The following is a 22,984-nucleotide window of genomic DNA, read 5'->3' as shown; positions in this document are numbered from 1 at the left end:
GGTCGCGTCAGGTCGGAACGGGTCGGGTCGGGTCCCGTCAGGTCCGACGGGGGGTCAGCCCGCGGCCGGCGGCGCCGTGGACGCGCGGACCTTGAGAGTGCTGGGCATGACGTTCTCGCGCTGCGCCGGGGGCCGTCCGTCGAGCAGGTCGAGCAGGATCTGCGCGGCGCGCCGGCCCACGTCCACGCTGTGCAGGCTGACGCTGGTCAGCGAGGGGTCGACGAGGTCCGCGGCCTCCGTGTCGTCGAACCCGGCCACCGACACGTCGCCGGGCAGGGCGTGCCCACCCTCGCGCAGCCGGCGCAGCGCGCCCAGCGCCATGCCGTCGTTGAAGGCGAAGATCGCGGTGGGCGGGTCGGCCCGAGCCAGCAGCCGTTCCGCCGCGGCGTAGCCGGAGCCGGCGGTGAAGTCGCCCTGCTCCATGAGGTCTTCGGGGACGGGGCGGTGCGCGTCGGCGAACGCGCGGTGCAGCCCGCGCAGCCGCGCGGCCATCGCGAGGCCGTTCTCCCGCGGGCCGTCGACCACCGCGATCCGGCGGTGGCCGAGGGCCAGCAGGTGCTGGGTCACCGCGTAGGCGCCGCCTTCGTCGTCGGGGTGGACGCAGGTGAGGTCCTCGTCGGTGTAGCCGATCACCACCGTCGGATACCCGGCGGAGCGCAGGGCGTTGAGCGACTCGCCGCCGGCCCCGGCCTCCACCAGCAGCCCGTCGACCTGGCGGCGCTGCACGAAGCGCCGGTAGGCCGACGCCGGGTCGTCGGGCACCTCGCGGGTGGACAGCAGCAACCCGTAGCCGCGCGTGGTGAGTTCCTGGTCCGCGCCCTGGACCAGGCGGATGAGGTGGTCGTTGGAGAAGGCGAAGCCGGGGTTGTGCGGGAGGACCACGCCGACGACCTCGGTACGTCCGCTCGCGAGGGCGCGCGCCCCGGCGCTGGGCCGGTAGTCGAGCACGCGCATCGCGGAGTGCACCCGGTCGCGGATCGTCTCGGTGACCGTGGGGTCGCCGTTGATCACCCGGGACACCGTCTGGTGGGAGACGCCCGCCTCCGCCGCGACGGTCCGCAGGGTCGGCCGGTCGGACACGCGGGACCTCGTTTCTCAGTGACCGTTCACTTGACAATGTGACGCATCCTAAGCGCGCACGCGTCCGAGCGGAAGAGGTCCGAGCCATTGACGCGGGATGCGGGGGGACCTAGCTTGGCGTCCCGTCAAGTGAACGGTCACTCGATCGACTCCCGGCCGGCCCCACAGTGCCGCCCCCACGACGAAGGACCCCTTTTCATGAGCGAGCAGGAACCCGCACAGACTCCACCCGCGCCTCGCACCGGTGCCGTCAGCCGCCGTCAACTGCTGACCTACGGACGGAACGCCGCGATCGTCGCGGGCACGGCCCTGGCGATCCCGGCCGCCGCCGGCGGCTCGGCCTCCGCCGCCACGGCCACCACCGCCAAGGGCAGCCTGGCCAAGGCACGGCCGGCCGCGGCCCTGGACACCACCCTCACCAACGTCGTCACCTCCTGGACCGGGAACACCTTCTCCGGTGCCACCGAGTGGGTGCAGGACTTCGTCTTCAACATCGCCGTCACCGCCGACGGCGCCGTCTACACCGTCAGCTTCTGGGACGAGGGCGGGGACTACGCCGGCATCTACAAGGACGGCCACCTCATCGGCAACTGCCACGGCGCGAACGGCGACGCGGTGGCGGTCAACAGCTCCTACGCGTACCTCAGCGTGGGCAACGGCCTGACCCGGTTCGGCCTGGACGGCACCGTCACCTCGCAGACGTACGCCGTCGGCAGCCCGCCGGCCGCGGCGGCGGCCTCCGACACGCAGGTGGTGGCCACCGACCGCACCAACAACAAGGTCCTGGTCTTCGACGCCGCCACCGGCGCGGTGCAGCACTCCTGGAGCGTCAACCAGCCCGGCTCGGTGACGATCGCCGCCAACGGGGACATCTGGGTGGTCGCGAACATCACCCGCGACACCAACGACGGCCACTTCTGGCACGTCGACCCCACCAAGCCGGCGCAGATCCTGCACTTCTCCAACGCCGGTGCCGCGCTGGGCGGGACGATCAGCGGACCGTCCGCCGACTGGATACCGACCTCGCTGGCAGTGGACGTCAACGGGGACCTGCTGGTCGGCGACAACGGCCCGCTGCGCCAGGTGCACACGTACACCAACCTGTCCGGGACGCCGTCACTGGCCCGCAGCCTCGGCCAGGCCGGCGGCATCGGCGCGGGCACGCCCGGCCGGGTCACGCCGGACAAGCTCTTCGGGATCGTCGGCGTCGGCGGCGACTCGGCCGGCAACGTCTACGTGGCGATGTTCGAATTCGGCGTCTGGCTGCGGAAGTTCTCGCCGACCGGTGCGGTGGTCTGGCAGTTGCAGGGCAGCGCGTTCGTGGACGCCGCCGACTTCGACCCGGCCTCCGACGGCGTGGAGATCTACACCAAGCAGTGCCACTACAGCGTCGACTACGGCAAGGCGCCCGGCAGCGACTCGACCTGGCGCAGCTACACCCTGGACTCCGTCAAGTACCCCCAGGACCCACGGCTGTTCCTGACCGGCCACACCCACTCCGCCACCTCGCCGTTCCTCAAGCGCCTGAACGGCTCCTTGTACATGTACGTCACCGGCATGTACTGCGGGCACCTGCTCATCTACCGCATGGACGGGGAGATCGCCAAGCCCTCCAGCGCCATCTTCAAGGCGCGCTGGAACGGCGACGACCCGACCTGGCCGCCGAACCAGCCGGCGACCGGCCAGTGGATCTGGCGCGACCTGAGCGGCAACGGGGCTTTCGAGGCAGGGGAGTTCCTCCAGCCGGGCGACGGCACCAGCTCCCCCAGCAACTGCTGGGTGTGGTACGTCGACGACCGCGGCGACATCTGGGAGGGCGGCGACCGCAACCTGCGCCGCTACCCCTTGCAGGGCTTCGACGCCCAGAAGAACCCGATCTACACCTACGAGAGCATGGAGACGATCGCGCTCCCGGCTCCGTTCAGCGTCGTCCGCCGGCTGCACTACGACGTGGCCACCGACGTGATGTACATGGTCGGGTACACCCCTGACCAGCCGTTCGACAACGCGCACTGGAAGGAGTGCGGCAAGGTCCTGGTGCGCTACGACAAGTGGAGCACCGGCAACACCACGCCGACCTGGACCCTGCTGCTGCCCTGGGACACCGACGCGACCATCGTGGTGACGATGGTGAGCCTGGCCTTCGCGGGCGACTACATCTTCGCGGCCGGCATCGAGACCCGCGGCCAGGTGTGGGTGTGGAAGGCGTCCGACGCCAGCCCGGTGGGGACCTGGCAGGCCGGCTCCATCATCGGCACGCCCGACCGGTCGGGGTGGGTGGACGTGCCGTACGGCATCTCCGCGACCAAGCGCTCCGACGGCGACTACCTGGTCCAGGTCGAGGACGACCTCTACAACAAGGTGCTGCTCTACCGCTGGACGCCGTAGCCTGCGGGCCGCGCGCCCGTGTCCCGGAAGCCCGCCCGCGCCGGCGCCGCTTCCGGGGCACGGGGCTCGCCGAGGTGGGGGACGTGCCCGACGCCTTACGGTCTCGGCGCGCGGAAGTCGTACGGCGCGGCGCGCACCGCAGACAAGCAACCGAGCCCAGGAGGCGGGGAGTTCCGTGACGGACGACGTGGAGCGGGTGCGGGTGGTCGCACCGGACGGGATCGAACTGGACACCGCCGTGCACCGCCCCACGTCCGACGGGTCCGATGCGCCCGACGGGTCCGGCCGGTCCGGTGCCCGGGGCACGGTGCTGCTGGTGCACGGCATCTCCGCGGACCTCGACGAGGGCGGGGCGTTCGTCCGACTGGCGGAGCGGCTGGCCGGCGAGGGGCTGACCGCCGTACGGTTCAGCTTCCGCGGGCACGGCGCCAGCGGCGGCAGCCCCCAAGGGGTCACGATCGCCGGGGAGATGCTCGACCTGGAGGCGGTCGCGGCTTACGCGGCACGGGAGTTCGGGGGTCCGACCGCCGTGGTGGCGGCGAGCTTCGGTGCCGTCGCCACCGGGTTGTCGATGCCGTGGCTGGGCCCGCGACTGGCCCGGCTGGCGCTGTGGAACCCGGTCCTCGACCTGCGGCGGACCTTCCTCGCACCCGAACTGCCGTGGGGCCTGGCGAACTTCGGCCCCGGGCCGATGAAGAGCCTCGCCGAGACCGGGGAGTTGCCGCTGGGTGGCCGCTTCCCGCTGGGCCGGGTGCTGTTCGCGGAGATGGCGTGCCACCGCCCGATCGAGTCGTACGCCGCCGGCGGCCCGCCCGCGCTGGTGGTCCACGGCGACCGGGACAGCTACGTCTCCCACGACATCGCCCGGCAGGTCGCCGAGACGCTCCCCGGCTGGCAGTTCCACGCCCTGCCGGGCGCGGACCACGGCTTCCACACCCCCGCGCACGAGTCGGCGGCCATCGAGGTGACCGCGCGGTGGCTGACCGCGGGGTGCGCGAAGCACGCGGACCGGGCAACCGACGACACGTCCCCGCGCGGCTAGAGCGCCGCCGGTGCCGCCGGTGCGGCGAGCGGCGGGGTGTCCGGTTGCCGCGCGGGGCGCAGCAGCAGCGCCGTCACCAGGCAGCAGGCCAGCGCGGCGACGGCGCAGACCTCGAAGCCGAGGGCGTAGGCGTGCCCGAGTGCCTTGAAGGCGAGGCCGGACGCCGGCGGGTCGGCGTGCAGCACGGCGACCGGGCCGCCCGAGGAGAGGATGCCGTGGGCCTTGGCCTGGTCGGCGGCGCCGAGCGTGGAGGCGGCCAGCGAGCCGCTGAAGTGGTGGACGGCGTTCGCGGTGGCCACCGCGCCGATCACCGCGGGGCCGAGGGTGAAGCCGAAGTCGCGCAGCATGCTGGTGGTGGCACTGGCCATGCCGGCCAGGCCGTGCGGCACGGTCTCGACGGCGGTCGCGGTCACCGCGGAGACCGCGAAGCTGAAGCCGACGCCGACCAGGCCCATCGGCACGATCAGGGAGGGCAGCGCGCTGTCGGTGATCGGCATCCGTCCGGCGAGGAAGTCGCCGACCGCCATGAGCAGGAAGCCCAGGCCCAGCACCCAGCGCGGCTCCAGTACGGCCATCAGCCGGTGGGTGAGCGGCAGCAGGAAGATGGTCAGCCCGCTCAGCAGCAGGAAGGCCACCGCGGTGCGCATCGAGCTCTGGCCCTGGATCGGGCCCATCCGCAGGCTGATGGAGTAGGCGGTGCCGAGGAAGGCGAACATGCCGACCACGGTGACGGCGGAGGCGAGCGCGAAGGTGCGGGAGCGGAACAGGTCGAGGCGCAGCAGCGGGTCGCGCACCCGCAGTTCGACGACGACGAACGCCGCGAGGCACACGGCGGACAGCGCGAACGCGCCGACCACCGTGCCGCTGCCCCAGCCGTCCGAGGCGCCCTGGATGACGCCGAACAGCAGCGCGCACAGGCCGAGTCCGACCGTGGTCTGGCCGAGCGGGTCGAGTGAACGGCCCGCGGGCGAGCGGGAGTCCTGCGCGGCGAGGTAGGTGATCACCGCGTCGCCGAGCGCGAGCACCACGACGATGAGGAACGCCCAGCGCCATTGCAGGTAGGTGGCGGTGATGCCGCCGAGCAGCGGGGCCAGGAAGTTGCCGGTGGACAGGATCGCGGCCCACAGCGCGATCATCTTCGCCCGCTGGGCGGGGGTGCGTTCGCCGGCCACGAGCATGGCGAGCGTGGTGGGGAACAGGGCCGCGCAGCCGATGCCCGCGATGATCTGGCCGGTCCACATCACGCCGATGCCGTGGGCGGCGGCCGATATCGCCTCGCCCAGTGCGAGCATCGCGGCGCCGCCCAGCAGCAGCCGCTTGCGGCCGAAGAGGTCGCCCAGCACGCCGCAGGTCAGTTCGAGCACCGTGATCGGCAGCAGGGAGCAGTCGGAGATCCAGGTCAGTTGGGAGCTGCTCGGCTCGAAGACCTCCTGGAAGGTGCCGTTGAGGGTGGCCGGCATGGCCAGGCCGATCTGGGCGAGGCACACGGCGAAGAGCGCCGCGACGATCGTTCCCGTTCGCAGTGCGCTGCCCGTGCCGGCACCGCCGCCCTCGCTGCCGGCGTCGCCGTCAGCGTCACCGGAGGCGTGTTGCCCTGTCGCTGTTGTCATCGCGTCCTTCACTCACTCCTGTGGGGGCGGACCGCGCGTTCGCCGCGTCAACGGACCGTAAACTCGCGCTGATTTTGGCGCAAGAGTTGCGACTGAGATTGTTGACGATTTTGTGGGGCGCCCCTAGAGTCGCGCCGAACCCGCCCTGCGCGGCAGCGATGTCCCGACCCCTGGCAACGATCCTCCGGCCGCGGCGACGATCCAAGAGTGGAGAAGGCAGCTGTGCACGACCTGTGTGCGCCGGCCCCGAGGGGTGCGCACCGCACGCAAACTCTCCGGCGGCACGGCCCTCCCCCGCGCCACCGCTGAACGCCTCCGCGTCCGCGACGCCCCGACTCCCGTGCGACGTAGGCGACGTCCCCGCCAGGACCCCGTCCCACCCCCGAACAAAGGACCCCGACCGTGGCACCCGCACACGAGATCGCCCACCTCGCCCACGTCGAACTGCTCACCCCCCGGCCCGAGGAGAGCCTCGACTTCTTCACCCGGGTGATGGGGCTGACCGAGAACGGCACCGAGGGCGACTCGGTCTACCTGCGCACCTGGGACGACTACGAGCACCACTCGCTGAAGCTCACCGCCCACCACACCTCCGGCATCCGCCGCACCGGGCTGCGGGCCGCGGGACCGGAAGCCCTCGACCGCCGGGTGAAGGCGATCGAGGCGGCCGGCCTCGGCATCGGCTGGCGCGACGGCGACCCCGGACTCGGACCGACGTACGTCTTCCGCGACCCGGACGGCCACGAACTGGAGGTGTACTGGGAGAGCGAGTGGTACCAGGCTCCCCCGGAGTCGGCGCCCGCGCTGAAGAACCAGGCCCAGGCGTACCCGGCCCGCGGGGTGTCGGTGCGGCGGCTGGACCACGTCAACTTCCTCGCCGCCGAGGTCGAAGGAGCCACGGAGTTCGTGCAGGACGTGCTCGGCGCCCACGCCACCGAGCAGATCCGCCTCGACAGCGGGATCATCGCCGGACGCTGGCTGACCTTCACCAACAAGTCCTACGACGTCGTCTACACCCGCGACCGGACCGGCAGCCGCGGCCGGCTGCACCACATCGCCTTCGCCACCGACACCCGCGAGGACATCCTGCGCGCGGCGGACATCTTCCTGGACAACGGCGTCTTCATCGAGACCGGCCCGCACAAGCACGCCATCCAGCAGACGTTCTTCCTCTACGTCTACGAACCCGGCGGCAACCGGGTGGAGTTGTGCAACCCGGTCGCCCGCCTGGTGCTCGCGCCGGACTGGAAGACCATCACCTGGACCGAGGCGGAGCGGGCCAAGGGCCAGGCGTGGGGGCTGAAGACCATCGAGTCCTTCCACACCCACGGCACCCCGCCGGTGGAGCCGTAGCAACCGCGGGCACTCGACCGCCGGCGGCACCCGGACCCGCTACGATACGGGAAACAATATTGTCACCAATGTGAGGAACGGGGGACCGGTCATGGCTGTGACCGCGAGGACGGCCGCAGCGGCGGACCCGGCCGGGTCGAAGGTCGCCGACGCGATCCGCGAGGCCGTCACCGCCGGGGACTTCGCCCCCAACCAGCGCCTCGTGGAGGCCGAGCTGTCCGAGCAGTTCGGCGCCAGCCGGGCGAGCGTGCGCAACGCGCTCGCCCAACTGGCCACCGAGGGGCTGGTCGAGCGCATCCAGAACCGCGGTGCCCGGGTCCGCGCCGTGTCGCTCGACGAGGCCGTCGAGATCACCGAGGTGCGGATGGCCCTGGAGGGCCTGTGCGCGGCCAAGGCCGCGGAGCGCGTCACCGACGACGACCGCGAGGCGCTGCGCGACCTCGGCGCGCGGATGAAGGCGGCGGTGACCTCCGGCGACGTGCTCGGCTACTCCGACCTCAACCGCCGGCTGCACGCCCGCGTGCTGGCCATGAGCGGCCAGCACACCGCCTGCGCGGTGCTGGAGCGCCTGCACGGGCAGAACGTCCGCCGCCAGTTCCGGCTGGCCATGCACCCGGGCCGCCCGCAGGTCTCGCTGCCCCAGCACCTCGCCGTCATCGACGCGGTGTGCGCGGCCGACCCGGACGCCGCCGAGGCGGCGATGCGGGCCCATCTGCGCTCCGTCATCGAAGCGCTGCCCGCGCTGGAGAAGCCCCGCTGACCCCGCACGCGTATCGGCACCCGCACCCGGAGGGGCGAGAGAGCGGACGGGAGGACAGGCGTAACGCACCCCGCCGGCCCCGCCGGACGCACGAAGCCGGACGCACGCAGGCGGACTCACGCAGCCGGACGCACGAAGATCGCCACCGGCCCGAACCGCGGCACACCCTCCCTGCGTCCGAGCAAGTGATCGACCACCAGGGAGTGTGCAGCTTTGCGGATCTACATCAGCGCCGACATGGAAGGCGTCACCGGGCTCGTCGACGCCGACGACGTGCAGCCCGGCGGCCGGGACTACGAACGCGGCCGGGTGATGATGACCGAGGACGTCAACGCGGCCGTCCGCGGCGCCCTGTCGGCCGGCGCCACCGCGGTCACCGTCAACGACGCGCACGGGCCGATGCGCAACCTGCTCCCCGAACTGCTGCACCCGGCCGCGCGCCTGGTCCGCGGCCGGCCCAAGGCCATGGGCATGCTCGAAGGGCTCGACGCGGGCCACGACGCGGCGCTCTGCGTCGGCTACCACTCCCGCGCCGGCGCGCTGGGCGTGATGAGCCACAGCTTCATGGGCCACGAGATCGAGGACATGTGGCTCGACGACCGGCCGGTCGGCGAGATCGGGCTGGCGCACGCCACCGCGGCGGCACTCGGCGTCCCGGTGGTGATGCTCTCCGGCGACGACACGGCCTGCGCCGAGACGGCCGCGTGGGACCCCGCGGTCACCTGTGTCGCCGTCAAGCGGGCGGCCGGACGGTTCGCCGCCGAGCTGTCCCCGGTCGCCGAGGCCCGCCTGGCCATCGAGACCGCGGTCGCCACCACCCTCACCGCCCGGCGCGCCGCCACCACCGAACCCGCCCCCGAACCCGCCGAACCCGCCGCCGGCCACGCCCCGTCCACCCTCACCGTCCGCTGGCAGTCCGCGTCGGTCGCCGCCACGCTGCTCGGCATCCCGGGCGTCACCTCCGCCGACGACCGGACGGTCCGGGTCTCCGGACCGCTCCCCCAGCTCTACCGGCTCTTCGGGGTGTGGACGCGCGTGGCGACCGCCCTCACCAACCAGGCGCCCTACTGCTGACCCCGCCGGCGGACCGCCGGTGCCCCGACGGAACGGTCCGCCCGGTGCGCGGTGCCCGATGCTCCCGAGGACCGTCGATGCGGGGGTCCCGGTGAGCCAGACGGCCGGTCCGCTCCCAGCCGCCACGCCGGGGAGAGGTCACCCTCGTACGGGGCGCCCGGGCACCCCGCGCCGTTAAACCGTTCCGAACCTCACAGGACGGAACCGCCCGGCATTTCCCCAGTCTCCGCGGCCCCGCCGGTCCCCCGCCGCGCGGGCGTCACTCGCCGTGCCCGGCGAAGCCGCACGTCAGGCCGGGCGGCCAGGCCCGTGGAAGTGGGCGATGTCACGCTACGGGGCGGTAGCTGTTCACCTCGCGAGGCAGACATCGGGCCGGTGGCTTCCCTAGCATCGGTGCCATGACAGTTCTGCCGGACGACGGGGTCTCAGAACCCGACGTGTTTCCGCACGCCACGCGCGAACAGTGGCAAGCGCTCGTGGCAGGTGTACTGCGCAAGTCGGGTCGCGAGGTCTCCGGCGAGGAGGCCGAGCAGGCGCTGTCGACCGAGCTGGCCGGCGGTCTCACCGTGCACCCGCTCTACACCGCCGACGACACCTCGCCCGACCCCGGCCTGCCGGGCTTCGCACCGTATGTGCGCGGCAGCCGGCCGCTCGGCGGCTGGGACGTACGCCAGCGGCACCGGTCGCCGCAGGCCGCCGCGGCCAACGAGGCGGTGCTCGCCGACCTGGAGAACGGCGTCACCTCGGTGTGGCTGGCGGTGGGCGGCGCGGGCCTGCCGGTGACCGGCCTCGGGCAGGCGCTGGCGGGCGTCTACCTCGACCTGGCCCCGATCGTGCTGGAGGCCGGCGCCGAAACCGGCGCCGCCGCCGAGGAGTTGCTGAGCCTCTTCGAGCGGGAGGGCGTCGACGCCGGCCAGGCCCGCGGCAACCTCGGCGCGGACCCGCTCGGCCTGGCCGCCCGGACCGGCGCGGCCCCCGGGTACGACGACGCGGTGGCGCTGGCCGCGCGGACCGCCGAGCGGTATCCGCACCTGCGGGCCCTGACCGTGGACGCGCTGCCGTACCACGAGGCAGGAGCGTCGGCCGCGCAGGAGCTGGGCGCCTCGCTCGCCACCGGCGTGGCCTACCTGCGTACGCTCACCGCCGCCGGGCTGGACGCCGACACCGCCTGCGGGCAGCTGGAGTTCCGGTATGCGGCCACCGCCGACCAGTTCCTCACCATCGCCAAGCTGCGCGCGGCGCGCCGGACCTGGGCCAGGGTCACGGAGGTCGCCGGCGCCCTGGCGGCGGGCGGCCAGCGGCAGCACGCCGTCACCTCGACGGTGATGATGACCCGGCGCGACCCGTACGTGAACATGCTGCGCACCACCCTCGCCTGCCTGGGCGCCGGGGTGGGCGGCGCCGACGCGGTGACCGTGCTCCCCTTCGACGAGGCGCTCGGCCTGCCCGACGCGTTCGCCCGCAGGATCGCCCGCAACACCTCCACGATCCTGCTGGAGGAGTCCCACCTGGGCCGGGTCGCCGACCCCGCCGGCGGGTCCTGGTACGTGGAGCGGCTGACCGACGAACTCGCCCACAGCGCCTGGGAGTTCTTCCAGGAGCTGGAGGCGGCCGGCGGCCAGGAGAAGGCGCTGTCCTCAGGGCTCGCCGGCGAGCGCATCGCGGCCACCTGGCAGGCCCGCAAACGCGCGCTGGCCACCCGCCGCGAACCGGTGACCGGCGTCAGCGAGTTCCCGCACCTGGCCGAGCGGCCCGTGGTGCGCGAGCCCGACCCGGCCCAGGCCGCACCCGGAGCGGCGGACACGCCGTCGCAGGACCTGCCGCAGGGCCGTGCCCGCGCCCTTCCGCAGGTCCGCCGCGACGAGGCGTACGAACAGCTGCGCGCCCGCTCCGACGCCCACCTGGCGAGCACCGGGGAGCGCCCGAGGGTCTTCCTGGCCGCGCTCGGACCGCCGTCGGTGCACACCGGGCGGGTCTCCTTCGCGGCGAACCTGTTCCAGGCCGGCGGCGTCGAGCCGGTGCACGACCCGGTGACCGTCGACGCCGGCAGTGTCGCCGCGGCGTTCGCCGCCAGCGGCGCGGAACTCGCCTGCCTGTGCTCCAGCGACGCGCTCTACGCCGAGCAGGCCGAGCCGGTGCTGGCGGCGCTCCGCTCGGCCGGGGCGCGCTGGATCGGCCTGGCGGGGAAGCCCGCCGCCGGCCCGGGCGCCGACGCCCACCTCTTCCTGGGCTGCGACGCCGTCGCGGTCCTGACCTCCGTCCTCGACCGTGCGGGAGTGGCGGCGTGATGCAGACCCCGGACTTCTCGCAGGCACCGGACTTCTCACAGATCCCGGACTTCTCGCAGATCCCGCTGGGGCCGGGCGCCCCCGCGCAGGCCACCGAGGAGCAGTGGCGTGCGGCGGTGAAGGAGGCCGCCGGCGGCGGCGACCCCGATCCGGTGTGGGAGACCCCGGAGGGCATCGGGGTCAAGCCGCTCTACACCGGCGCCGACCTGGAGGGCCTGACCTCGCTGGGCACCTACCCGGGCATCGCGCCCTACCTGCGCGGCCCGTACCCGACGATGTACGTCAACCAGCCCTGGACGATCCGGCAGTACGCCGGCTTCTCCACCGCCGAGGAGTCCAACGCCTTCTACCGGCGCAACCTCGCGGCCGGCCAGAAGGGCCTGTCGGTCGCCTTCGACCTGCCCACGCACCGCGGCTACGACAGCGACCACCCGCGGGTGACCGGCGACGTCGGCATGGCGGGCGTGGCGATCGACTCGATCTACGACATGCGGCAGCTCTTCGACGGCATCCCGCTGGACCGGATGACCGTGTCGATGACGATGAACGGCGCGGTGCTGCCCGTGCTCGCCCTCTACATCGTGGCCGCCGAGGAGCAGGGGGTGCCGCCGGAGAAGCTGGCGGGCACCATCCAGAACGACATCCTCAAGGAGTTCATGGTCCGCAACACCTACATCTACCCGCCCCGGCCGTCGATGCGGATCATCTCCGACATCTTCGCGTACACCTCGCGGAAGATGCCGCGCTACAACTCCATCTCCATCTCCGGCTACCACATCCAGGAGGCCGGGGCGACGGCCGACCTGGAGCTGGCCTACACGCTGGCCGACGGCGTGGAGTACCTGCGGGCGGGCCAGGCCGCGGGGCTCGACGTGGACGCCTTCGCGCCGCGGCTGTCGTTCTTCTGGGCGATCGGCATGAACTTCTTCATGGAGATCGCGAAGTTGCGCGCGGCCCGGCTGCTGTGGGCCCGGCTGGTGCGGCAGTTCGACCCGAAGAACCCGAAGTCGCTGTCGCTGCGCACCCATTCGCAGACCTCCGGCTGGTCGCTGACCGCGCAGGACGTCTTCAACAACGTCACCCGTACCTGCGTGGAGGCGATGGCCGCCACCCAGGGCCACACCCAGTCCCTGCACACCAACGCGCTCGACGAGGCGCTCGCCCTGCCGACGGACTTCTCCGCCCGGATCGCCCGCAACACCCAACTGCTGCTCCAGCAGGAGTCGGGCACCTGCCGGGTGATCGACCCGTGGGGCGGCAGCGCGTACGTCGAGCGGCTCACGCACGACCTGGCCGGGCGGGCCTGGCAGCACATCCAGGAGGTCGAGGCGGCCGGCGGCATGGCGCAGGCCATCGACGCGGGCATCCCGAAGCTGCGGGTGGAGGAGGCCGCGGCCCGCACGCAGGCGCGGATCGACTCCGGCCGGCAGCCGGTCATCGGCGTCAACAAGTACCGGGTGGAGACCGACGAGCAGATCGACGTCCGGTCGGTCGACAACTCCTCGGTGCGCGCCCAGCAGGTCGCCAAGTTGCGGCGGCTGCGCGAGGAGCGCGACGAGGCCGCCTGCCAGGACGCGCTGCGCGCGCTGACCGCGGCGGCCGGGCGCGCGCCGGGCGCCGACCTCGACGGCAACCTGCTGGCGCTCGCGGTGGACGCGGCCCGCGCCAAGGCGACGGTCGGCGAGATCTCCGACGCCCTGGAGCAGGTCTACGGGCGGCACGCGGGCCAGATCCGTACCATCACGGGTGTGTACCGCAACGAGGCCGGCCAGTCCCCCACCGTGCAGGGCACCCGGGACCTGGTCGAGCGGTTCGAGAAGGCGGAGGGGCGCCGCCCGCGCATCCTCGTCGCCAAGATGGGGCAGGACGGGCACGACCGCGGCCAGAAGGTGATCGCCACCGCCTTCGCCGACCTCGGCTTCGACGTGGACGTCGGCCCGCTGTTCCAGACCCCCGCCGAGGTGGCGCGGCAGGCGGTGGAGGCCGACGTGCACATCGTCGGCGTGTCCTCGCTGGCCGCCGGGCACCTCACCCTGGTGCCGGCGCTGCGGGAGGAACTGGCCGCCGAGGGGCGGGAGGACATCATGATCGTGGTGGGCGGCGTCATCCCGCCGCAGGACATCGCCGCGCTCCACGAGGCGGGCGCCACCGCGGTCTTCCCGCCGGGCACGGTGATCCCCGACGCGGCGCGCGATCTGGTGGCCCGCCTCGGCGCGGCCTTGGGCCACGGGGAGTTGTAGCCGCGGCATGCTCAGGGATGTCGAGGGTTACGCGAAGGGCGTGCTGGACGGCCGGCGGGCGTTCGTCGCGCGGGCGATCACGCTGGTGGAGTCCACCCGCGCCGAGCACCGGGTGCTGGCGCAGCGGCTGCTGACGGAGCTGCTGCCGTACAGCGGCGGGGCCCGGCGGATCGGCGTCAGCGGGGTGCCGGGCGTGGGCAAGTCCACCTTCATCGACGCGTTCGGAACGATGCTCACCTCGCTCGGGCACCGGGTCGCGGTGCTGGCGGTGGACCCCTCCTCGACCCGGACCGGCGGCTCCATCCTCGGCGACAAGACCCGGATGGAGCGGCTGGCGGTGGACCCGGCGGCGTTCGTGCGGCCGTCGCCGAGCGCGGGCACGCTGGGCGGCGTCGCGAAGGCCACCCGGGAGTCCATGGTGGTGATGGAGGCCGCCGGATACGACGTGGTGCTGGTGGAGACCGTCGGCGTCGGCCAGTCGGAGACGGCCGTGGCCAGGATGGTGGACTCCTTCCTGCTGCTCACGCTCGCCCGCACCGGCGACCAGCTCCAGGGCATCAAGAAGGGCGTGCTGGAGCTGGCCGACGTGATCGCGGTCAACAAGGCCGACGGGCCGCACGAGCGCGACGCGCGCGGCGCCGCCCGCGAACTGGCCGGCGCGCTGCGCCTGATGCACCCCGCGGACGCCAACTGGACGCCGCCGGTGCTCAGTTGCAGCGCCCGCGAGTCCACCGGGCTCGACACCGTGTGGGAGCGGCTGGAGCAGCACCGCGCGCTGCTGGAGGCCGGCGGCCGGCTGGCGGCCAAGCGCCGCGACCAGCAGGTGGACTGGGCGTGGGCCATGGCCGACGACGAGCTGCTCGGCCGGCTGCACGGCCACCCGGGCGTCCAGGCGCTGGCCCCCGGCCTCGAGGAGCAGGTCCGGGCCGGCACGATGACGGCCGCGGCCGCCGCCGAACGCCTGCTGAGCGTCTTCGACGGCCACACCCCGGCCCCGCCACCCACCCCCGACCGCTGACCCGCCCGACCCGGCGCCCGCCAGGCGGAGCACGTCAGCGCGAGGAGTCAACAGGCTTACGGCGAGCGGCGGTTCGGCTCGGAAGGGTACGGCGGCGGCCGGGACCTCCCGCCGGTCCGGGCCGCCCGCGCGGGCCGCGCTCAGCCCGCGTCGGCCACCAGCCCGGCCTTCCGCACGCCGAAGACCGCGACGGCCTCGTCGTTCTCCGGCCGCTCGCCGCTGACGCCCACCGAGCCGAGCAGCGCGCCGTCCTCGTCCCGGATCAGCACCCCGCCCCGGGAGGAGGCGATGCGGCCCTCGGAGATCGCGGCGAGCGCGGCGAAGAACGCGGGGTCGCGCGTCGCGTGCCGCGCTCCCGTGGCGCCGCCCGAGCCGGTGCCGAGGCAGCCCCACGCCTTGGCGTGCGCGATCTGCGGGCGCAGGATGCCCGCGCCGTCCTCCCGCTTGACCACCTGCGGGTGGCCGCCCGGGTCGAGCACGGTGATGGTCAGCGGCCGCAGCCCCAGCTCGCGTGCGTGGCCGAGTGCGGCATCCACGATCTCGGATGCCTGGGCCAGGGTCAGGTATGCCATGTCGGTGACTCCTTGTACGGGTTCGTCGGGTACGGGTTCGTCGCGTCGATCGCGACCGGTGCGGTCGTATGGTCAGGGGCGGTCGTACGGTCGTGCGCGGTGTGCACCGCGGGGCGGGGCCAGCGGCGGGCGGCCCTCAGCGGTCGGCGACGACCGCGGTCTCGATGACGCCGAGCCCCTCGATCTCGCCGCGGACCACGTCGCCGGGCTTGACGAGGGGGTGGCCCAGAGGCGTTCCGGTCGAGAGCAGGTCACCGGGCACGAGGGTGAGGGCCTCGGTGAGCCAGGCCAGCTGGTCGGGAACGGAGTGGAACATCTCGGCGGTGCTGCCGTCCTGCCGCGGCTCGCCGTTGACCCAGGAGCGGATGCTCAGCCGGTGCGGGTCGGGGATCTCGTCCGCGGTGACGAACCAGGGGCCGGCGATCCCGAACGTGTCGAACCCCTTGCCGCGGTCCATCCGGTTGCCGTCCCGCTCGGAGACGTCCCGCGAGCCGACGTCGCAGAAGCCGACGTAACCGGCCACCGCCCGCATCGCGTTCTCGGGGGTGAGGTGGCGCGCGCGGGAACCGATGACGACGCCCAGCTCCATCTCCGGGTCGACCTTCTCGCAGATCGCCGGGTACCGCAGGTCGTCGTGCGGCCCGGCCAGCGCACTGGCGGCCTTCAGGCAGCCCTGCGGGCTCCGTCGGGCCGGCGCGGGTGCCGTACCGGACGGTGCCGGTCCGGCGGCGCCGGGCCGCTCGCGGGGGTAGTTGGCGAGCATGCACCAGATGGTCCGCGGCCGGCCGATCGGCGGTCCGAGCCAGGCGGGTTCGTCGGACCACAGGCAGTCCTCGTCCAGATCGCCGCCGCCGGCATGGCCGACCGCCCACTCGAACACCTCACGGACGGAAGTCAGTTGAGGGTCCGCCCGCAGCAGCGCGGGCAGGTCGCCGGCGACGGCGAGGCGGGCCCGGGCCAGGGCGTCGTCCCGATGCACGCCGCCGGTCTCCAGCCGACGGACGAACGCGGCCTGGATATCGACAAGTTGACCCGGAACGACGTCGGGGAAGCAGAGCCGGTCGCCGAGGGGCGTCCGCCGGGAGGCTATTTTCACGGGGATCTGGGGTGCTTTCCGTGGGTGCGGATGAGGGGGCGTGCGGGAGGAAAGGGAGCGGTGCGAGCGGGCGTTCGGGCGTTCGGGCGGGCCGGCGGAGGGGCGACCGGGCGGGGCAGGGCCCGGGACCACCCGCGCGCCCCGAGCCGCCGACCGCCAACCGCCGACCGCCGACCGCCGACCGCCGGCGGCCAATCGCCCAGTTGCCGGAGCCGGAGCCGCCGGCGCACCCGGCCGCAAACGCGCCGGGCTCAACCGGCGTCGGCGTCCCGGGAGTTCTCGAACCTGATCCCGCCGTCGGTCGTGACGAGGTCGAACTGGTCGGAGGGCACGGCCGGCACGTGGATCGGCGGCAGGCCCACCGTGAAGAGCAGCAGCTCCGAGGTCGCGACGTACCGCGCCTTCTCCCCCGGGTCGGCCTCGACCGCTCCGAGCCGGCCGATCTCGGTGTCCTCGACGGTGCCCGCGCCCGAGAGCACCACGGTCAGCCGGCGCGCGTCCTCGCTCGCGCAGATCCACTCGGCGCCGGCCTCGATCTTGAGGAACTCGATCCAGAACCGCCGCTCGGTGTAGGTGCCGATGTGCTTGCGCTCGACCCCGGTCGCCCCGGCCACCGGCACCCAGTTGAAGTGCACGGGGTTGCTGATCACCACTCCGTTGTAGCGCGGCCGCGGGAACTTCATCGGCCGGCGCTCGCGCCGCTCGGCCCGCGCCTCCTTGTTGTCCGGGCCGCGGCCGCGGCCGGCCCCCATGCCGAGCGCGGAGGCGCCGCCGAACTGGAGCACCAGCTGGAGCTGCTTCGGGTCGCCGAGCGGGTCGTCCTGCGGCCCGTAGGTCTGCCCCTCGGGGAAGTAGCCGACCTCGCCCTCGCGCAGAATCCCCTGCTCGCCCAGGTTCATGTCACCGACGATCGGCAGGCGGATCTGCTCGAAGGTGTGGCAGTGCCGGGGCATGCGGAAGTCGGCTTCCTGCCGGCCGAGGATGTAGCGGTAGTTCTCCAGCGGCTTGCCGCGGTCCCCCATCAGCAGGTAGTTGAACGAGACCGTCCCTCTGGGGTGGTCCATCTTGTACGCGTTCTCGTCGTACGGCGCGATCTTCATCGCTGTCCTCCGGTGTCCGGTGTGAGCGCCCGTATGCGGCCCGGGTGGGGTGGCCGGCTCGTGCGGCCGGCGTGGACGCGCGAACCGGCGGTCCCGTGAACGGCACGTCCGCCGAGGGCGTCCTGGCGTCGCGATCCACACAACCTTCTTAGTAGCTTGGTGTCAAGGTAGCCGACGGTTTTCCGCCGCATCCTGTGCGGAGCGGCCCGCCGGCCCACCGCGCCCCGGGACGCACAGAAGCCGCCGCACCCGCCGGGACAGGCGGGTACGGCGGCACGGCGGTGACGGCGGCGACGGCGGCGACGGCGGCGACGGCGGGCAACCGTCAGCGGGCAACCGTCAGCGGGCGACCGGCAACGCGTCGCGGCCGGCAGCGGGTTGGGACGAGAGCGGAGTGGGGCGAAAGCGGGTTGGAACGAAAGCGGCGTGCAGCCGCAAGGTCAGCCGATCGGCAACCCCGCGTAGTTCTCGGCGAGTTCGGCGGCCGCGTGCGGGGACGCCGCTATCCGGTCGAGCTGGGAGATCTGGAGCCGGGTCTCGAACGGGCCCTGCGCCGGGTCGGTGTGCAGCGTGCTGGTCATGAAGAAGGAGAAGTGCTCGGCCCGCCAGACTCGCCGCAGGCAGGTCGCCGAGTACGCCTCCAGCCCCGCGGTGGAGCCGGTCTCCTTCAGCTCGGCGAACGCCCTGGCCAGCACGATCACGTCGGCCGCCGCGAGGTTGAGCCCCTTGGCGCCGGTGGGCGGCACGATGTGGGCGGCGTCGCCGGCCAGGAAGACCCGGCCGTGGCTCATCGGCTCCGAGACGAAGCTGCGCATCGGCAGCACCCCCTTGGAGGTGATGGGCCCGCGCTTCAGCGTCCAGCCGCCGCCGTCCACCGCGAAGCGCGCGTCCAGCTCGTCCCAGATCCGCTCGTCGGGCCAGTCGGCGGGATCGGTGCCGTTGGGGACCTGGAGGTAGAGCCGGCTGACGGTCGGCGAGCGCATGCTCAGCAGCGCGAAGCCGCGCGGCGAGTGGGCGTAGACCAGTTCGTCGCTGGACGGCGGCACGTCGGCGAGGACCCCGAACCAGGAGTAGGGGTAGACGCGTTCGTAGGTGCGTCGGACGCGGTCCGGCACCGCGTCGCGGGTGACGCCGTGGAAGCCGTCGCAACCCACCACGTAGTCGCAGGTGAGGGTCCTGGCCTGGCCCTCGTGCGTGTAGCGGACCACCGGCCGGTCGGTGTCGGCGCCCTCGACCGCCCGCACGTGGGCCTCGAAGAGCAGCGGGGCGCCGTCCTCCAGTTGGAGGGCGATCAGGTCCTTGCAGACCTCGGTCTGGGCGTAGACCCAGACCCGGCGGCCACCGGTGAGGGACGGGAAGTCGATACGGTGCGACCTGCGGTCCCAGCGCAGTTCGATGCCGTCGTGGACGAGGGCCTCGCGGTCGAGCCGCTCGCCGGCGCCGGAGGACCGCAGCACGTCCACCGTGGACTGTTCGAGGATGCCGGCGCGTTGGCGCTGCTCGACGTAGTCGCGGTCGCGGCTCTCCAGGACCACGCAGTCGACGCCGGAGCGGTGCAGCAGCCGGGCGAGGAGCAGCCCCGCCGGACCGCCGCCGATGATACCGACGGTGGTGTGGTTGGGGGTGTGCATGAGGATCAGTGCCCCTCTTCTTCTTCGGCCCGGTCCTCTTCGAGGACCCGGTTGGCGATGGCGAAGGCGGAGTTGGCCGCGGGCACCCCGCAGTAGACGGCCGACTGGAGCAGGACTTCCTGGATCTCGTCGGGGGTCAGGCCGTTGCGGAGGGCCGCGCGCACGTGCATGGCCAGTTCGTCGTGGTGGCCGCGCGCGACCAGCGCGGTGAGGGTGACGCAACTGCGGGTCCTGCGGCTCAGGCCCGGGCGGGTCCAGATCTCGCCCCACGCGTAGCGGGTGATGAGGTCCTGGAACGGCGCGGTGAAGTCGGTGCTGCGGGCCGCCGCCCGGTCGACGTGCGCGTCGCCCAGCACGGCCCGGCGCACCGCCATCCCCGCCGCGTGCCGGGAGGCGTCGTCGGAGGGGCCGCCGGAGGGCCCACTGAAGGCACCGCCGTCCGGCCCGTCCGCCAAGTGCGCGGTCAGCGCGGCCAGTACGGGCCCGGGCCGTTCGACGTTCGCCAGGTGGGCCGCGTGCCCGACCTCGGTCAGGCTCGCCCCGGCGATCCCGTCGACCAGCTCGCGCGCGTGCGCGGGTGGCGTCGCCGGGTCGTCCCGGCCCGCGATCACGCAGGTCGGTACGGTGATGGCCGCCAGCTCCGCGCGCAGGTCGAAGGCGGCCAGCGCGTCGCAGCAGGCCGCGTACGCCTCCGGGTCCGCGGCCCGCGCGTCGGCCACCAGCGCCGCCGCGGCCGGCGCGCCGGCGAACGCCGGGGTGAACCACCGGTGCACCGCGGTGTCGGCGACCGGCCCGGTGCCCTCCGCCCGTACCAGCGCCGCGCGCTCCCGCCAGCCGGACGGCTCGCCGAACCGCGCCGACGTGCACACCAGCGCGAGGCTGCGGACCCGCTCGGCGTGATGCACCGCGAGCCACGTGCCGACCGCGCCCCCGAGCGACACCCCGCCGTACGCGAAGCTCTCCAACCCGAGCCGGTCGGCGAGTTCCAGCACCATGCGCCCGAGGTCGGCGACAGTGGCGCCGGTCGCGGGCAGCCGCGCCGGCGAACGGCCGTGCCCGGGCAGGTCGTAGCGGATCACCCGATGCGTACGCGCCAGCGCCGGGACCTGGGCGTCCCACACGGCGAGCGACGTGCCGAGGGACGGGCCGAGGACGAGCGGCGGCGCGCCGCCGGCGCCGTCCACCCGGTGGTGCAACAGGTTCGTCATACGTTCTCCTCGGTCCGCTCGGTGACGCCGCCAACGGGCCGGCGGCGCCTGCTTCGTAGGGTCGAACACGAGCGCGGCCGGCCGTACGAGCCGCCCACGCCACGACACCCGTCGTTCGGGCCACGCCCCCGGGCTGCTCGTACGGTGGGACACGAGCGCCGCCAGCCGTACGCACCACCCACGCCACGACACCCGCTGTCCGGGCCATGCCTCCGGCCTGTTCGTACGGTCGGACACGAGCGCCGCCAGCCGTACGCACCACCCATCCCACGACGCCCACCGTCCGGACCACACCCCCGGCCTGCTCGTACGGCCCGACACAAGCGCCGCCAGCCGTACGCACCACCCACGCCACGACCCCCGCTGTCCGGGCCATGCCTCCGGTCGGCCGGACCGGCAGCAGCCGGCCCACCCCCGGCACCCGCTGGTCTCCGCGTGCGCAGTGCCTCGGGGTCGCCGGTCGGCAGGTCGTAGGCCACTTCGAGCGGCCCGAAACACTCCAGGCAGGCGAAGACCGGGCTCAGCGGGTAGCGGGTGCCGCACTCCCGGCAGGACAGCGCGGCGGCCGGTCCGAACGGTGCGGGTGCTCCGGCGTCCTGGGCACCCTGGGCGTGGGCCCACACCGGGCCCACCAGGTCCACCCCTTCGACCAACCGGACAACACCACCCGCCGACCGGCCCGCACCGGGAACCTGCCGGCCCGCGCCAGCGGTCGATCGAGCTGGTGGCGTGGCCGGAAGGGCCGGCCTGGTTCGCGGTGTCCGGTGCTCCACCACGGCCTCCGGCCTGGGGGCACCCCCGCGTCGCAAGGCGGTGCGGGCATCTCCCGGCCGCCAGGCGCGGGCGTACCCGGGCGGCTCCGGCAACACCGGGGCCGCTCCCCCTGGCTTCGCCGGAGGTGCCCCCACGCGGCGAAGGCAGGGGAAGCGTGCGCGTGCCAGGTGCCGCGGGCGCGGGGGCACCTCACGGCCGGCAGGCCAGGGGGAGGGACTTCCCCCACACGGCCTGGCCCCGCGCCCGGCCGGTCGGCGCCGCGTCCGCCGCGCGCGCCTGCTCACGGTCCGGTGGGGCGCAGCGCGCGGTCGACCAGCGCGGGGGCGGAGCCCAGGTAGGTGACGGGGTCGAGGAGGTGGCGCAGGCGCTGGGGGGTCAGCGCGGCGGCGAGGGCCGGGTCCGCGCGCAGGGCGTCCTCGAGTTCGACGTCCTCCTCGACCGCGCGGCGGACGGCGCGGTCGAGGAGGGTTCGGGCTTCGCCGCGGCCGATCAGGGCAGTGAGGGCGGCGGCAAGGTGCTCGGTGGCGATGAGGCCGTCCGTCGCGTCGAGGTTCGCGCGCATCCGGTGCGGGTGGACCCGCAGGTCCTCGACGAGTTCGACAGCGTCGCGGGCGGCGCCTCCGACGAGGCGCAGCGCCTCGCGCAGCGGCTGCCACTCGGCGTGCCAGGCGCCGGCGGGGCGTTCGTCCTCGGCGGCGAGCGAGCCGAACAGGACGGCGGCGAGCGCGGGGACCTGGCGGGCGGCGGTCGCGATGAGGGTGGCGCGTACGGGGTTGGCCTTGTGCGGCATGGCGGAGGAGCCCCCGCCGCTGCCTTCGGACAGCTCGCCGATCTCGGTCCTGGACAGCACCAGCACGTCGGCCGCGACCTTCCCGAGGGCGCCGCCCGCGAAGGCCAGCGCACCGGCGAGGTCCGCGACGGGGGTGCGGAGCGTGTGCCAGGGCAGCGCGGGCTCGGCGAGGCCGGTCTCGGCGGCGTAGCCGGCGAGCAACCGCAGGCCGATGTCGCCGTCGCGCGCGCTGTCACTGTCGTGCGCCCTGTCACTGTCGTGCGCGCCGGCCCGGTCCCGCGCGCCGGCCCCCTCCCCCGCGCTGCCGTCGTCGGCCCCGGCGAACGCCGCGACGGCAGCCAACGTCCCTGCCGCACCACCGAGTTGAGCGGGCAGCGAGTTCCGTACGGCCGCGAGCCGGTCGTGTCCGGCGAGCAGCAGGGACCGCCAGCCGACCGCCTTCAGCCCGAACGTGGTGGGGACGGCGTGCTGGGTCAGGGTGCGGCCGGGCAGCGGCGTGTCGCGGTGCTCGGCGGCGAGCCGGGCCAGCGCGCCGGCCGCGCGGCCCAGGTCGGCCAGCACCGTCGCCAGCGTGCGGGAGGCGACGAGCATCGTCGCCGTGTCCAGGATGTCCTGGCTGGTCGCTCCACGGTGGACGAACTCGCCTGCGGCCGGGTCGAGTTCGGCGGTGGCGGCCGTCAGGTCGGCGACCAGCGGGATGACCGGGTTGCCACCGGCGCGGGAGCGCAGCGCCAGGTCGCGTACGTCGTAGTGGCCGGTCACCGCGGCGGCCGCCGTGACCGCGGCCGCCGCCGACGCCGGGGCCAGCCCCAGCGCGGCCTGGGCGCGGGTGAGCGCGGCCTCGGCGTCGAGCATGGCGCGCACGTACGCGGCGTCGCCCGTGGCGGCCTCGGCCGCGGACCCGGCCCGCCCCGGGGCGAGCAGGCCGAGGTCCCCGGCGGGGTCCGCGTGGGCGGCGGC

General features: G+C 74.0%; 16 protein-coding genes. 8 read left to right on the top strand and 8 right to left on the bottom strand.

The annotated features are described in order from the left end of the window. Positions 1-54: 54 nt before the first annotated feature. Positions 55-1,080, bottom strand: a complete 1,026-nt coding sequence (locus OG896_RS36720) for a LacI family DNA-binding transcriptional regulator (protein WP_329372356.1) — start codon at positions 1,078-1,080, stop codon at positions 55-57. A 198-nt stretch (positions 1,081-1,278) separates the two neighbouring features. Here OG896_RS36720 and OG896_RS36715 point away from each other — a divergent pair, with 198 nt between their 5' ends. Both OG896_RS36715 and OG896_RS36710 read left to right on the top strand, forming a co-directional pair. Continuing rightward, positions 1,279-3,468 (top strand): hypothetical protein, encoded by a 2,190-nt coding sequence (locus tag OG896_RS36715; protein WP_329372355.1) that lies wholly within the window; start codon positions 1,279-1,281, stop codon positions 3,466-3,468. 175 nt (positions 3,469-3,643) lie between these two features. Beyond that, the gene (locus tag OG896_RS36710) at positions 3,644-4,510 is read left to right on the top strand and encodes an alpha/beta hydrolase (protein ID WP_329372353.1); all 867 of its coding nucleotides are present in this window, start codon (positions 3,644-3,646) and stop codon (positions 4,508-4,510) included. Here OG896_RS36710 and OG896_RS36705 read toward each other — a convergent pair. Then, entirely contained in the window at positions 4,507-6,120 is a 1,614-nt protein-coding gene (locus OG896_RS36705; RefSeq protein WP_329372351.1) for an MFS transporter, read from the bottom strand. The two genes, OG896_RS36710 and OG896_RS36705, sit on opposite strands and share 4 nt — an antisense overlap. 402 nt (positions 6,121-6,522) lie before the next feature. Here OG896_RS36705 and OG896_RS36700 point away from each other — a divergent pair, with 402 nt between their 5' ends. The 6 genes from OG896_RS36700 to meaB all read left to right on the top strand — a co-directional run bounded on the left by OG896_RS36700 (position 6,523) and on the right by meaB (position 14,853). Continuing rightward, positions 6,523-7,473, top strand: a complete 951-nt coding sequence (locus tag OG896_RS36700; RefSeq protein WP_329372349.1) for a catechol 2,3-dioxygenase — start codon at positions 6,523-6,525, stop codon at positions 7,471-7,473. Between the two features lie 91 nt (positions 7,474-7,564). After that, a complete protein-coding gene (locus OG896_RS36695; protein ID WP_329372347.1) occupies positions 7,565-8,233 on the top strand; it encodes a GntR family transcriptional regulator in 669 nt (222 codons plus the stop codon). Between the two features lie 213 nt (positions 8,234-8,446). Beyond that, the gene (locus OG896_RS36690; protein WP_329372345.1) at positions 8,447-9,307 is read left to right on the top strand and encodes a M55 family metallopeptidase; all 861 of its coding nucleotides are present in this window, start codon (positions 8,447-8,449) and stop codon (positions 9,305-9,307) included. Positions 9,308-9,705: 398 nt separating this feature from the next. After that, complete coding sequence (locus OG896_RS36685) at positions 9,706-11,595, top strand: methylmalonyl-CoA mutase family protein (RefSeq protein ID WP_329372343.1); 1,890 nt, start codon at positions 9,706-9,708, stop codon at positions 11,593-11,595. Next, the gene (scpA, locus tag OG896_RS36680) at positions 11,595-13,835 is read left to right on the top strand and encodes a methylmalonyl-CoA mutase (protein ID WP_329374513.1); all 2,241 of its coding nucleotides are present in this window, start codon (positions 11,595-11,597) and stop codon (positions 13,833-13,835) included. Before OG896_RS36685 ends, scpA begins: the two co-directional genes overlap by 1 nt. A gap of 7 nt (positions 13,836-13,842) precedes the next feature. Beyond that, a complete protein-coding gene (gene meaB, locus OG896_RS36675) occupies positions 13,843-14,853 on the top strand; it encodes a methylmalonyl Co-A mutase-associated GTPase MeaB (RefSeq protein ID WP_329372341.1) in 1,011 nt (336 codons plus the stop codon). Positions 14,854-14,993: 140 nt separating this feature from the next. Here the strand turns inward: meaB and OG896_RS36670 are convergent, their stop codons facing one another. The 6 genes from OG896_RS36670 to OG896_RS36640 all read right to left on the bottom strand — a co-directional run bounded on the left by OG896_RS36670 (position 14,994) and on the right by OG896_RS36640 (position 22,879). Then, entirely contained in the window at positions 14,994-15,425 is a 432-nt protein-coding gene (locus tag OG896_RS36670) for a GlcG/HbpS family heme-binding protein (protein ID WP_329372339.1), read from the bottom strand. Between the two features lie 136 nt (positions 15,426-15,561). Next, positions 15,562-16,404, bottom strand: a complete 843-nt coding sequence (locus OG896_RS36665; protein WP_329372337.1) for a fumarylacetoacetate hydrolase family protein — start codon at positions 16,402-16,404, stop codon at positions 15,562-15,564. 368 nt (positions 16,405-16,772) lie between these two features. Next, positions 16,773-17,621, bottom strand: coding sequence for a hypothetical protein (locus OG896_RS36660; RefSeq protein ID WP_329372335.1), 849 nt, complete (start codon positions 17,619-17,621; stop codon positions 16,773-16,775). 440 nt (positions 17,622-18,061) lie between these two features. Next, a complete protein-coding gene (locus tag OG896_RS36655; protein ID WP_329372333.1) occupies positions 18,062-19,252 on the bottom strand; it encodes a 4-hydroxybenzoate 3-monooxygenase in 1,191 nt (396 codons plus the stop codon). A 5-nt stretch (positions 19,253-19,257) separates the two neighbouring features. After that, on the bottom strand, positions 19,258-20,460 hold the full coding sequence (gene pcaDC / locus OG896_RS36650; protein ID WP_329372331.1) for a bifunctional 3-oxoadipate enol-lactonase/4-carboxymuconolactone decarboxylase PcaDC: 1,203 nt from the start codon (positions 20,458-20,460) through the stop codon (positions 19,258-19,260). Positions 20,461-21,514: 1,054 nt separating this feature from the next. After that, a complete protein-coding gene (locus OG896_RS36640) occupies positions 21,515-22,879 on the bottom strand; it encodes a lyase family protein (protein ID WP_443057282.1) in 1,365 nt (454 codons plus the stop codon). Positions 22,880-22,984 lie beyond the last annotated feature (105 nt).

It is taken from the genome of Streptomyces sp. NBC_00669 (assembly GCF_036226785.1).
In the GTDB taxonomy this organism is placed as follows: domain Bacteria; phylum Actinomycetota; class Actinomycetes; order Streptomycetales; family Streptomycetaceae; genus Actinacidiphila.
This window is presented reverse-complemented; position numbering and strand designations above follow the sequence as displayed.

Coding starts and splice junctions, on each gene's coding strand:
- OG896_RS36715 (WP_329372355.1), top strand. CDS start 1,279: ATGAGCGAGCAGGAACCCGCACAGACTCCACCCGCGCCTCGCACCGGT.
- OG896_RS36705 (WP_329372351.1), bottom strand. CDS start 6,120: ATGACAACAGCGACAGGGCAACACGCCTCCGGTGACGCTGACGGCGAC.
- OG896_RS36695 (WP_329372347.1), top strand. CDS start 7,565: ATGGCTGTGACCGCGAGGACGGCCGCAGCGGCGGACCCGGCCGGGTCG.
- OG896_RS36685 (WP_329372343.1), top strand. CDS start 9,706: ATGACAGTTCTGCCGGACGACGGGGTCTCAGAACCCGACGTGTTTCCG.
- scpA (WP_329374513.1), top strand. CDS start 11,595: ATGCAGACCCCGGACTTCTCGCAGGCACCGGACTTCTCACAGATCCCG.
- meaB (WP_329372341.1), top strand. CDS start 13,843: ATGCTCAGGGATGTCGAGGGTTACGCGAAGGGCGTGCTGGACGGCCGG.
- OG896_RS36670 (WP_329372339.1), bottom strand. CDS start 15,425: ATGGCATACCTGACCCTGGCCCAGGCATCCGAGATCGTGGATGCCGCA.
- OG896_RS36660 (WP_329372335.1), bottom strand. CDS start 17,621: ATGAAGATCGCGCCGTACGACGAGAACGCGTACAAGATGGACCACCCC.
- OG896_RS36655 (WP_329372333.1), bottom strand. CDS start 19,252: ATGCACACCCCCAACCACACCACCGTCGGTATCATCGGCGGCGGTCCG.
- pcaDC (WP_329372331.1), bottom strand. CDS start 20,460: ATGACGAACCTGTTGCACCACCGGGTGGACGGCGCCGGCGGCGCGCCG.
- OG896_RS36640 (WP_443057282.1), bottom strand. CDS start 22,879: ATGCTCGACGCCGAGGCCGCGCTCACCCGCGCCCAGGCCGCGCTGGGG.